The organism is uncultured Rhodoblastus sp. (assembly GCF_903903185.1).
In the GTDB taxonomy this organism is placed as follows: Bacteria; Pseudomonadota; Alphaproteobacteria; order Rhizobiales; family Beijerinckiaceae; genus Rhodoblastus.
The window spans coordinates 1-12,363 of record NZ_CAIUXT010000134.1 but is presented as its reverse complement, the minus strand read 5'-3'; the positions used below and the strand labels follow the sequence as shown (position 1 = coordinate 12,363).

Here is a 12,363-nt window from a genome sequence, read left to right as displayed (position 1 = left end):
TGTAGCCGGAAAGCCTGGTGTCCTTGCCGATCACCACGCGATGGCGATAGTCGCCGTTCTGGAAAACCAGCCCTGCCGCCTGTCCGACCTTCAACGCCAGTTCCGGCGTGATCACTGTGTTGGCGAGGCCACGAATGCCATTGGCGCCAAAATATTTGCGGCTCATTTAAGCTGATCTCCAATAAACAACAGGCATTGCAAAAGTCATAAAAACAAAATCCCTAAATATTATGAAATCAAATAGTCGGAGAGGTCGCATCCTCAAAATACGTCTGACCAACACACGAAAAATCTTGCCCATTTCCCTTAACTTCCTTAACAATTATTCTATTATCAATCGGCCGCATATTGTCATACCACTTCAATGCTACAGTAATCGCATCTTGGTGCTTGTTTTCGCCCTGAAAGACGATTTTAAGCGTCCGAAAAATGATCTTGAGATCCAGCAACGGCGACGCATGATGAATATACCAGACATCCAGGGCGTCTTTTTCTTCAGCGGTCACCAAAGTGCCGCCAATGACCTGCGCCCAACCGGTGACTCCGGGACGCACAAGCAGGCGTAATGTCGGATCTTCCGGTTGATCCATCGGCAGCAGCGGCCGCGGGCCGATCAGAGTCATATCGCCGCGTAAAATATTGACGAGTTGCGGGATTTCATCGAGTCGCGTCGACCGAATGGCGTTGCCGATCGTCGATAACCGGGCCTCGCTTGGTAAGGGTTCGCCGTTTCTCGTATAGGGCGCCCGGTAGGTCCGGAATTTGAAGAGGACGAATTCGCGTCCACCTTTCCCGATACGCCGCTGCCAGAAGATCACGGGCGCGCCGACATCGTTATAAGTAACGACGGCGATAACCAGCGCAATCGGCGCCAGCAGAATCAGCAAGATCGTCGCGATGACAGCATCCAGCGCACGTTTGAAACGAAAATAACCGGCATTCGTCGCGATGACGGGCGCGTCGGGGCGAGGGGCGCGAAGGACTGGCGATTTTTGCGCCGTCAGGTTGAGCGCATGAGATATGGAGCAGGCTTTCAGGCCGATGGCCAGACATTGCTCCTCAATACGCGCCGCTTCTTCATGTGTGATGGAATGATCGGCCAGCCAGACCTCGTCGATTTCTATGCCATGGACCGCATATTCATCTATTACAGCCGCAAGATCGGCTGGACGACCAACAATTTTAACGCCATCCATCGTCCGCCCGCTCAGACGCTCACGCTGATCGAGCGCGGCGACAATTTGAATGGTGCGCGGCTGCTGGCAATCGGTAAGCTTGATCGCTAGCGCAGCAAATCGATTCATTCCGATCACGACGACACGGCGCAGGCGCGGCTCCAATTGCTCTTCGACATCGTTAAGCCGCACGGATCCCGACAATCTCGCCAAAGCTCGTCCGCCGAAAAGGCCTCCCGCGAGAACCATGGCATAAATCAACGGGGTCGAACGCGGCACGCCTTCAAGGCGATTGATGACGAAAAGCGTAACGGCGCTCGCCGCGACAATAGTCAACGTGGCCAAGACGATGGAAACAAGATCCTTGGCCGCGAAAAAACGGGTCATCCCATTGCCGAGACGGAAAAACAGGAAAGCAGGAATGGCGAATATCATCGTCACAGCGGCAAATTGATAGCTATGGGAAAAGACATCGTTGGGGCCGTCAAAATCCAGCAGCGCTGGATCACGTAGCGCCAAGGCGACAAATGGAGCGAGGATCGCCCAGAAAACGTCAAATGGCGAAAGTCGACCGAGCAACTGGGTCTTCGAAGTTGGTGCGGCTAGACGCATGCAATCGGCTCCGTTCCGCAACTGATGATAAAAAACCGTTTTTTTCCGACAGAGACTTTGGACCTGACCTAGCAATCATGTTTGCAAATTACGTCAAGAAATTCGTTTCATCAAGTGAAAACATTAGCTTATAACCATTCTAAACGGCTTGGCGTCGTTTGAATAATTTTGTCTCTTGGCCCTGGCCCTGGCTTTCTGACACGCGGTCGGAGTGCGGCCTATCCAAATAAGCGGAGGGGCGCGGGGGCAATTCGATGGCCGACATCGGTCTGTGGCGTTTTCATTGTTTTTCACGCAGTTGGAGTCGTTTGTCTCCTATCGTCGAACATACCCGACGATCACCGCCTCTCTCGTCGTGCCCGACTGGCGAACCCTCGCGACGCCCTTGACACCCCCCGAAATCGATAAACAGGTCTCGGGCTGCATTTTGGGACCGCGGCGAATTTAGAAATGCTGTCGCAGCAGTTTGTTTCAGAGGAGTTTTTGGCAGGAGCGTCTTTGCATTCCGGAAATGCCTTCGAAGGTCGACCCAATGTGCCGCGCTAGCGACGATCGCCATCGATCCTCGTCGGAACCGGCGTTGGCGGCAGACACGATTGGGACCATTCCCGATGGCAATCGGACTTTTGACAAAAAGAGAGACTATTTCCAGTAGCGGCGTCAGTTTGCGAGTGGATGGCCGTTGGCAAGGCTTCCCGTCACGCTGATTCGAAAATGTGTTGGCGTCATTTATAAATTGGATCGGAATGATGTCGTTTCTCCCGTTGTCGCGATTATTTGGAAGGAAAAAGGTCCTTGCTCCGACCCTTCCCGAGGGAACACGTCTTTACGTCATTGGAGACATCCACGGTCGCCTCGATTTGTTGAATGATCTCGAACGGCAAATCAAATCCGACCTCCAAACTGCGCCGACCGACATTTTGACCGTCTTCCTGGGTGACTATGTCGATCGAGGCCCTGAATCCGCTGGCGTTCTCGAAAGGCTGAGCGCCGGAGATTTCTGCACTTCCATCCTTCCGTTGCGCGGCAATCATGAGGAGGTCTTTCTTCAATTCCTGTCGGACGCCTCCGTTCTCGACTCGTGGCGCAAATTTGGAGGTCTTGAAACGCTGCATTCCTATGGCGTCAATGTTGTGAACGCGATGCGCGGCGCGGGCTATGACCTGGCTCGGGAAGCGCTGGTTGAAACGCTTCCCTGCCATCATCGACGATTTCTTGAGGAGACCCGTCTCAGCTTTACACTTGGCGATTATTTCTTTAGTCATGCTGGCGCCCGGCCGGGGGTTGTTTTGGAGCAGCAGGCGCCCGAAGATCTATTGTGGATCCGGAACGAGTTCTTGCAATACGACGGAGCCTTTGGAAAAGTCGTCGTGCACGGCCACACGCCAACGGACGATCCGGAAATCGAAACGCACCGGATCAACGTCGACACGGGCGCCTACGCTTCGTCCGTGCTAACCGCTCTGGTGCTTGAAGGCGAGACGCGCCGCTTCCTTGCGACTGGCCGGTCGAGGGGTGATCGTGGATGACAGCGCGATGAAGCCATGGCGGATTGCCGGGAAAAGCAAATTTTCTTCCGAGGTTGGCTCCCGCGCCGAACCGAATGTTTTTGGATTGCGGCTCCCATATCGCGCCGTTCAATAGGCGCGATAGATTTTGACGCGCGGCTCTTGCGCCTGGATGGCCTCAAAAAAGGCCAGGCGCTGTTTCCGCGACGCAAAAGGCACAGGATATTGTGCTTCTCCGAAGCGCAAAGTCACCCATTCAGAACCAAAGGACTTGCCGATATAAGTGATTTCATTAAGGTCCGCGACCGCCCGGTTCCTGCGCCCCACAACCAGAAAGGGGAAAGCCCGGACGATGGTGCGCGGAAAGCTTATTTCACCGTCCACTAATTCGACGCCCATCAATAAAACCAAGCCAGCATAAATGAAGCAACCCGAAATTATAATAGATAGGTAAGATATAACTCCATTTCGAAAAATGAACACAGTGAAAAAAAACAGCGCTGCCAAGTAAAGCTGGCGGGCAGCGCTACCGTTCCGCCAACGAGTTGGCGGAACGACCGTTATCTTATGTTTATTTTCCATTACAACAATCGATCCATAATGCCTTTAAATTAAGCAGTCCATAGCGGGATTATTGATGTAATGCAAAGGCTACCAAGATTGCGCCCAGCGCTGAACCAATGGCGCCTTCGATTTGGCTGGACTTCGCATTTCCTGCGATAGGCGTCTTGAAGAGTTCAAAAATATCGAGTTTGGCTCGTGCGGCGCTACCGGTCAACCAAGACTGTCTGCAATTCAGCCGCCACAACGTCGAAAATCCTTGTCGGCATCTTTTTCATAGTCGGGCGCCCTCGTCGTTCAAATGCGAGTCTAATTCGACCTCCACCGAGGAAAGAGGCAGTCTTTTTGCACCGATTGCGCGAACGCTTCATTGCTCTACATCAATGATCATTGAAAAATTGCCAACTCGGCTCGACTTTATCGGAAAATGATCCGGTTCAGCGTTGTGACGGGATGCGGAAGATTTCGTGCGGGGTGGATTTTCGTTAGGCCAGAGCGACAAGGGGTGAGTCAAATTGTCTCAGCCTCGGGCGTTTTCCGAGGCCACGTGTAACGATTAAACCGATGGGATGAAACAATCTCACGCGATTCCAGAGTCCTGCGCGCTATCTCCGCTGCGGGAGGCGATGATGTCCGGTCTGGTCTGTTTCGCGTACCTGTCCACGCGCCCGAAGCGGGCGCGCGCACTATTGTTGGTCGTGGGCGCCGTAATGGCGCCAGGGAAACGCATGGTCACGGCGGCGCTGCGTATGCCGGGTCGAGACAGGAAATCCACTTGAAGTCATGGAAGACGCATCTGGCTGCCGACCGCACCTCATTTTCGACGGCGACCGCCAACCAGTTCGGGCTGTATCTGCATGCCGGGGCCTAGCGGATCATGTGGGGCCTGCGGACGTCAATGCCCAAACGCTCGTTCTGGCGCAGCGCGCCATTCGACACGCTGCGATTGCGCCTGATCAAGATCGCCGCGCGCGTCGTCGAGATGAAGACCATGATCAAGGTTCATTCGCCGAACGCTTGTCCTGTCCGGGAAATCCTGCGTCTTGCGCTGACGCGCATCCCGCGCCTCGTGACCTGACCGACGGGGCGGAACCTGCCCGTCTTCAACCCCTTCCTGTCAACTCCAAGCCTCGCCCTTTGAATCTCCGGCATGCCTCACGAGAGCGAGAACTGCGTCCGCACTTGAAAAACTGCGGCGGAAAATTCGAAAACAGCCGGCCCAATGGTCGTGGCGCTGCACGATTGCGGTTAGCAGGCGCGATACCGAAAGACGTCAACCAACTGTGCGCCCGTGATCCAACATAAATTCCCACTCAGACAATTTGCGCTGACGTAGGAGCGAAGGGCTGGCGCATACATCCCAAGCATCATGTCCGTTCCGATGCGATGGGTTGCGGCATGAAAGCCGAGCGTTGCGTTCCTCTCAACGCACCGCGCGTGTTTGAGGCACATCGTGCACGCCGAAGCGCAGACGCCACGGATCGGCCTGCTGTCGGTTTGGCATCGCGCCCAATAGGTCGAGACCGAGCCGCCGTTGTCGACTTGACCGTAACCTATAATCAGAGATCCGACGGCCCAATAAAACAGGATGCCGAAGATCATCCCGCCCATCCATGCGACAGGGGCTCGCCATGTGATCGACGTCATGTGCGATCCTTTGAAGCGTCATCGCCGACGTGGTCGTCAGCAACAATCTCGTCGACCAGGTCGTGAAACTCGAGAAAAACAACGTTCAATTTCATAGTCATCACCCTACAAAGCTCCGTCCGTTTGGCCCACCACACCTTATGAGACTCCTACAATGATCTCAAATATGAGTAAATATTGTGATTAAATAAAAAAGTCAGCACATAATAATCCGTTTATACGCATCCGTCCGGGAAACGCGCATTTATTTGTTTTATTTTGCGATAATATAATGGACGTAATAATAATTATTCACATAGTGCCGAGCGGTTTGCGATCATAGAGGCGGGCCGCCGTCGGCGTTGTTCAGAGGTAGAGAAGTTCCGGATTGTGACCGAAGAAATCTGCGTCTGTTCCAATTGCACTTGAGCGAGCCCCGCGTCGGCCCCCCGGCGATTAGCGCGACCGTCACGACGTTGCGGCACCTTTCATCGCGACGCTTGATTAGCCGGTTGGTCCGGCGATAGCGGACGAAGCCGGCGAGCATCATGACCCAGGTCGAAGGCTCCCGCACAGCGCTGCTCGCAATGGTGTTTCCGCCAAGATCCACGCCATTTTCGAGTACCGACAAGCCAGCGCCGCCACGGTTTTCGTACTGGACGATCTTCACCGAATTCCAACCGGCCGTCAGGGCGACATTCGCCGAATGATACTCAAAGCCGTGATCGCCATAGTTGTTTACCGCTACCGCGCTATTGATCCACATTTTCGATCCGTCGTCGGAACAGAGGCTGAAGTTGGCGCTCCCGGCGGTCGCCGCGTTGATCGACCCAGTCAACACGAGAACATCGCCGGTCACATTATCGATTGTATTTGCAGAGACATTGTTCGCGTTGCCACCGAGGAAGGCCGCTGGAGTGTTGTTAACTTCGATCGCGCCCCCGCAGTTGGGAAAACAAACCGTCGTCGCCGTGAGTGTGACAATCGAATTCATGGCATCGATGGCCGCAATAGCGTTGGCGACGTTGCCGGCGCGCCACAGCCAATTGCATAATCATCGCCGCTCAGTCCGGTCGTCGCCTGTGCAGCGCCTGAGACACCGATCGCAGCGGCAAGGGTGAGGGCGCCGGCAATTGTTTTCAAATTGATATTCATGTCATTCCCCAAAAAACCATTTATCGTGGGCGCTCCGCTCCTCTTGAGCGGCGGATGCCCAGGTGCCGAAAACAAATATTGAGCCAACTATTTTTCGGAACTCCGAAAAATCAGCGCCTTTCAATCAAAATGTCATATGTTCTCGACTCCAACACAAAAACCTGAATTTTTTCAATATGTTATATTTTTGGGTACAATCTCGCTTTCGTCGTTTCGGTTCTAAAAATCCACCTTTGTGGGCATTATTGAGGTCCCTGCGAGCCAATACATTCTAAAAAAAACTTTTTCTTTTGAAAAAAATTGCAGCGTGCGACGCGTTTCGCGAATCGTGACTTTCGGCAGGGTTATGCAAATCGCAGCGGCTCGTCGCCGCCAGCCGGGATAATTCAAGCGTGTGATTTTTGGGCTGGCACGCATAGCTTAAGGCCATGATACGGCGTAGGATTCGGGTGTCTAAGCCAACCCTTCACGCGTTTCACGCCAGCAACGCCCGCCATCATCTGATTTTGCAAGGAATAATACCAAAGCTCGCCGATGGAGACTCACGAGGGGGATTCCCGAATCGGTTAAAATTTGATTCGGCTTGGCGAACGGGAGGACGTTGGTCATGTCAGCGGCAATAAGGCTTCGGGAAGATTTCGACGCGGTTGTACTTCGGGCGATTGCGAGACGCGCAAAAGATGGTCCGCAAGCGCGGCGGCTGACGGCTCTGGCGGCGATCTACGACGGCGGCGCGCGAAGCGAAGCGCGCATTTGATTCAGTCTCCGAATTCCGATCCTTATAGGCAATCTGTTTTAATCGGAGAATTGGTAAAGCGTTACCGTAACTTTAGTAAAGCTTCACCTTAACTCCGTAACTCGCGATCGTCGCCTTAACTCGTCATCGTAACGCAACACGCAATTTGTCAAACGCGAGGCGCTGTCACCGCATGGGCCGTGTCTCATCCGAGGGATGCAGTCCAATGGCGGCATTTGGACATTGGGTAAGATTTCACCGTAAAATCTGCAGCGGAGCCGTGACGACCGCCAGGGCCGGCGGCTTGGGAGTCCTGTGATGACGCGGCTCTCCGAAGACCTCGCGATGATGTTCTTCACGGCGGCGGGCCTCTTCGTCATAGCGTGCATGATGCTGGTGTCATGGATCGTGTCCCGCCGGGTCCGCAGGAAGGGCTATCGGTCGCTGGGCGCTTACATGGTCGTGGCCATGACGTGGGGGGTCGCAGTAGCCGGCGCCGTGACTGTGGCCATGACAAGGCTGGACAAGTCCGACTGGTGGCTCTTCCTGGGCATCTTGCCGGCATTCCACCTCGCAATCGCGTGGATGGCCGTGCTGGTTCTGCCCCGGCGAAGCGGTCGCTCCTTCGACGAGCGTCGCAACCGCATCCCGTTTCTGGCGTTCGGATGGATCTGCGTGGCGCTTGGCGCCGCGCTTGGCATCGCCGCGATCTGCCTCTGGCTGGCGGGTCGAAAGTCGTTCGTTTGGATGGCCCTGCGAGCCGTGCCGGCGGCGATCTTTATTTACCTCGCGGGCCGCCAACTGATCGACCGGAGCCGGATGCCGTCGTACCAGGAAGCGGTCCCGCTCGACCCCCGTCCGCCGGTGCTTTACCTGCGAGCCTTCGGCCAGGAAGACCTTCCCTTCGTCCGAGGCGATGCCGCCAGATACGGGGCGTGGGTCAAGGGCCTCGCCGCGCGTACGAGCGCGCCCGGCGTGCGGGGCGTTTTGGGACTTACAGGGGCCGCCAATTCCTACCGCCTCAACATCCCGTTCGAGCAATTCATGGAGGACGCGACGCGCGAGCGACTGGGATTGCTAGTCGGTCTCGGCAATCCCACGGACTACATCGTCCCGCTCGGCGCGATCAGGATCTACGTGACGGACGAGACCTGGCAGGCGGAAGTCGACCGGCTCGCTCGCATTTCCACTTGCGTTTTCGCCGAATCCACCGTGACCAACGCAGTGCGCTGGGAACTGAAGCACCTGCGTCGCATCGGCGCGCACGAAAAGCTGTTCGTGTTCACGCCGCCCTACGACCGGGCCACGGCGTATCGGTCGGCGTTCGTCCGATGGCTGGGCCGGATAGGGGATCGTCCGCCCCCGATGGGTTGGCCGGCGTTCCGCGAGCAACTTGCGAGTCTCGGCTATGCCGTCGACTTCGACGATCCTGGCCCGGGATCGCTGATCACGTTCGACACCGAAGGGCGGGCCGTGCTGCTCACCACTGCGGCCGACATGCCCGACGACTTCCTGGCGCCACTCGTCGCCTGGCGCGCCACGGGTAAACGAATTGGTCGCTGGATGCCTGCTGTCTGCCCAATCTGCGGGCGGACGTTCCACGTTACGCCAGCGGCGACGCGCGACCTGCCGCCGTGCGGCGGGTGCCGTTTGCCGGCGGCGCGAAAGGAGCGGCCCCTGGTTGCGTGGCTAATGTTCTCGGCCTACGGATTGGCGCTCGCCGGTATCGGATTCGACGTCGTCGACGTCTTTCCGGCCGGATCGTGGATGCACGGGCATCCGGCGTCGACGGGGATCATCGTATGGACTTTGCTGGCCTTGGCGCTGATCTGGTTCGCGCCGACCGGCCCTGGGCCTTCCTCCGATGATGCTGGTAAGGAAGCGATGCGCAGGGACTGACGTGGCGAGACGGAGGCCTGCGGGCGGGCCCCCGGGAGGATGGGCCGTTCAAACATCATTTTCCCTTCGCGACTGAGTCTTCAGGCCTGGCAGCCGAGGCTTTGATCGCTGTCGTTGTGATCTACGGTGGCCGGTCGAGCGCCGATGACCCTGGCGAACACGCGCGTCGGCGGGCTGTGTCGAGGGTTTACTCCGACACTTCCGTCACTTTGCCTCGGCTCGGAAAAGCCCGGACGCAGTCGGTTCCCGCAGCCGGATCTCGCCGATTTAGAGTTGACATGGTTGGGGATGGTCAGGCCGCAGTCAGCTACGGATTACTGTGACACCCTGCCAAATCCGCAATTCCAAGATCGCCGCCAAAGCACCCGAAATCCCGGCGCAGGAAACGGTTCGCGCCCCGGCAAAAGGTAACGAACCCGGAATAGGGGACAGTAAACGAGTGGCGGCCCCGATTTCGCGCCAAGCCTGAAGCTGCCATGACCGCGCAATTCGATCCTGTCCCCGAATTCCTCGCGCCCCATTGCCGACGCAAAATGCGGCTTTAAGCTGAGGCCAACGAATCGGGCGGGCGGCGACGATGAATCCGGGCGGACGAGGACAAGGTGACAAAGGCGCGCCCTTGCTGGCGCGCCTTGTCGCGCTTGGCCTGCTCGCCGCGTTGCCGGCTCGGGCGGAAAATCCTGCGCCGCCCGCCCTGAAAGTCCAGGGCCAGTTGCAAGACAAAGACAAGGCCAAAAAAGCCGCCGATCTCGACGCGCAGCGCGTGCAGTTTCAGGGCGTGCAGGACACGCTCGCCCAGTCCGAGGCGCAGCGCAAGAAGATCGAGGCGGAAATCGCCTCCTTCCAGAACGACCGCGCCGCCCTGATGACCGCCCTGCTCGACGCGAGGCAGAAGATCGACGAGGCCGACAACAAGGCCGCCGAGGCGCAAAACCGGCTCGATACGCTGACCGGCAGCGAGACGGCGATCCGCCGCTCCCTCGACAGCCGGCGCGCCGTGCTGGTCGAGGTTCTGGCCGCCCTTCAGCGCATGGGCCGCAAGCCGCCGCCGGCGCTGCTGGCGCAACCGGAGGATGTGCTACGCGCCATCCGCGCCTCGATGATGCTCGGCGCTGTGCTGCCGCAATTGCGCGCCGAGACCGAGGCGCTGACCAATGATTTGCAGGATCTGGTCAATCTGCGCCGCTCCATCGCCTCCGAGCGCGAAAAACTGGCGAGCGAATCGGCGACGCGGCGCCATGAGGGCGCGCGGTTGGAGGCGCTGGTCGCGGAGCGCCAAAAGTCCATCGGCGAGGCGCAGGAGGCGCTGGCGTCCGAACGGGCGCGGTCGGAAAAGCTCGGCCGTCAGGCGGCCACCCTGAAGGATCTCATGGCGCGGATGGAAAATGAGCTGGAGTCGGCGAAAAAGGCCGCGGAAAAGGCGCGCAAGGCCGATGAGGATCGGGAGAAACTCCCGGCGGAGGCGGCCGAGGAGGCGAGGCGGCGATTCGCCAGCGCGCCGTTGCGCGATCCGGCGCGACTCGTTCCGGCCATCGCCTTTGCCGACGCCAAGGGCATGCTGTCGCTGCCGGCCAACGGCAATGTCCTCAAATATTTCGGCGCGACCGGCGAATTTGGCGGCGTGGAGAAGGGACTTTCGCTCGCAACCCGGCCGCGCGCCATTGTTTCGTCGCCAAGCGATGGCTATATCGCCTTCAGCGGGCCCTGGCGGAGCTATGGGCAGCTCTTGATCGTCAACGCCGGCGGCGGCTACTATGTCGTGCTGGCGGGAATGCAGCGAATCGATGTCGCGGTCGGGCAATTCGTACTCGCCGGCGAACCCGTCGGCGCGATGGGGGATGGTGGGGCGAAGACGGCGGCCGCCGTCGCCATTGGCGCGACGCAGCCGGTGCTCTATGTTGAGTTTCGTAAAGACGGGGCGGCAATCGATCCGGGTCCATGGTGGACGAAACCGGAAATTCAAAGGGTTCGCGGATAATGCGCAAAACATCTCTGGTTCTGTTGGGCGTCCTGATGGGCGCCTCGGCCGTTTCCCTTGTATCTCGGACGAATCTTCTGCATGGCGGCGCGGGCTTTGGCGGCTCGGCGATGGCCGCCGCCTCCGACATTTATCGCGACCTCAACCTGTTTGGCGACGTGTTCGAGAAGGTGCGCGCCGATTATGTCGAAAAGCCCGACGACAAGAAGATGGTCGAGGCGGCGGTCAGCGGCATGCTCACCTCGCTCGATCCGCATTCGAGCTATATGGACGCCAAGAGTTTCCAGGACATGCAGGTGCAGACGCGCGGCGCCTTCGGCGGGCTCGGCATCGAGGTCATGCAGGAAGACGGGCTGGTCAAGGTGGTCGCGCCGATCGACGACACGCCGGCGTCGAAGGCCGGCATCCTCTCGGGCGACCTCATCACCGCCATCGACGGCGAAAACGTGCAGGGCCTGAGCCTCAACCAGGCCGTCGACAAGATGCGCGGCGACGTCAACACCAACGTCAAGCTGACCATTATGCGCGGTCCCAAGAAGGACAAGCTGGACGTCAATCTGACCCGCGCCGTCATCCAGATCAAGTCGGTGCGCTCGCATGTCGATCAGCCCGATGTCGGCTATATCCGCATCACCCAGTTCACCGAACAGACTTTCGACGGCCTCAAGGACGCGCTGGCGAAGATCCAGAAGGATATCCCGGCGGACAAGTTCAAGGGCTATGTCCTCGACCTGCGCAATAATCCGGGCGGCCTGCTCGACCAGTCGGTGGCTGTGGTCAACGCCTTCATCGACCATGGCGAGATCGTCTCCACGCGGGGACGCAATGCCGACGAGACCCAGCGTTACAACGCCCGGCCGATCGACCTTTCCCATGGCAAGCCGGTGGTGGTGCTGATCAATGGCGGCTCGGCCTCGGCTTCGGAAATCGTCGCCGGCGCCTTGCAGGACCACAAGCGCGCCACGCTGATCGGCACTTGCTCCTTCGGCAAGGGATCGGTGCAGACCATCATTCCGCTCGGCCAGAACAATGGCGCGCTGCGCCTGACCACGGCGCGCTATTACACGCCATCGGGCCGCTCGATCCAGGCCAAGGGCATCGAGCCGGACTTCC

Annotated in this window: 8 protein-coding genes and 3 pseudogenes; 6 read left to right on the top strand and 5 right to left on the bottom strand. The window is 58.2% G+C overall.

All coding sequences use genetic code 11. The annotated features are described in order from the left end of the window. A pseudogene (glmM, locus tag QZY01_RS12110) lies at window positions 1-166 on the bottom strand (phosphoglucosamine mutase); the annotation flags it as partial. A 70-nt stretch (window positions 167-236) separates the two neighbouring features. Further along, window positions 237-1,787, bottom strand: coding sequence for a sugar transferase (locus QZY01_RS12105; RefSeq protein WP_294537496.1), 1,551 nt, complete (start codon window positions 1,785-1,787; stop codon window positions 237-239). 746 nt (window positions 1,788-2,533) lie between these two features. On the opposite strand from QZY01_RS12105, the gene QZY01_RS12100 reads away from it, so the two are divergent. Beyond that, a complete protein-coding gene (locus QZY01_RS12100) occupies window positions 2,534-3,316 on the top strand; it encodes a metallophosphoesterase family protein (protein WP_294537494.1) in 783 nt (260 codons plus the stop codon). A gap of 108 nt (window positions 3,317-3,424) precedes the next feature. On the opposite strand, the gene QZY01_RS12095 is transcribed toward QZY01_RS12100, so the two are convergent. Next, window positions 3,425-3,877, bottom strand: a complete 453-nt coding sequence (locus tag QZY01_RS12095) for a hypothetical protein (RefSeq protein ID WP_294537492.1) — start codon at window positions 3,875-3,877, stop codon at window positions 3,425-3,427. Between the two features lie 739 nt (window positions 3,878-4,616). Here QZY01_RS12095 and QZY01_RS12090 point away from each other — a divergent pair. Beyond that, a pseudogene (locus tag QZY01_RS12090) lies at window positions 4,617-4,934 on the top strand (transposase); the annotation flags it as partial. Between the two features lie 885 nt (window positions 4,935-5,819). On the opposite strand, the gene QZY01_RS12085 reads toward QZY01_RS12090, so the two are convergent. Both QZY01_RS12085 and QZY01_RS12080 read right to left on the bottom strand, forming a co-directional pair. After that, window positions 5,820-6,476 (bottom strand): hypothetical protein, encoded by a 657-nt coding sequence (locus tag QZY01_RS12085; RefSeq protein ID WP_294537491.1) that lies wholly within the window; start codon window positions 6,474-6,476, stop codon window positions 5,820-5,822. Further along, complete coding sequence (locus QZY01_RS12080) at window positions 6,473-6,637, bottom strand: hypothetical protein (protein ID WP_294537489.1); 165 nt, start codon at window positions 6,635-6,637, stop codon at window positions 6,473-6,475. Before QZY01_RS12080 ends, QZY01_RS12085 begins: the two co-directional genes overlap by 4 nt. A gap of 607 nt (window positions 6,638-7,244) precedes the next feature. On the opposite strand from QZY01_RS12080, the pseudogene QZY01_RS12075 reads away from it, so the two are divergent. The 4 genes and pseudogenes from QZY01_RS12075 to QZY01_RS12060 all read left to right on the top strand — a co-directional run. Then, window positions 7,245-7,385: pseudogene (locus QZY01_RS12075) on the top strand (IS630 family transposase); the annotation flags it as partial. A gap of 306 nt (window positions 7,386-7,691) precedes the next feature. Then, on the top strand, window positions 7,692-9,272 hold the full coding sequence (locus QZY01_RS12070; protein WP_294537487.1) for a hypothetical protein: 1,581 nt from the start codon (window positions 7,692-7,694) through the stop codon (window positions 9,270-9,272). A gap of 619 nt (window positions 9,273-9,891) precedes the next feature. Beyond that, window positions 9,892-11,250 (top strand): peptidoglycan DD-metalloendopeptidase family protein, encoded by a 1,359-nt coding sequence (locus tag QZY01_RS12065; RefSeq protein ID WP_294537486.1) that lies wholly within the window; start codon window positions 9,892-9,894, stop codon window positions 11,248-11,250. After that, window positions 11,247-12,363 (top strand): S41 family peptidase (locus QZY01_RS12060; RefSeq protein ID WP_294537498.1); only part of this gene is annotated, 1,117 nt, incomplete at its 3' end. The genes QZY01_RS12065 and QZY01_RS12060, both read left to right, overlap by 4 nt.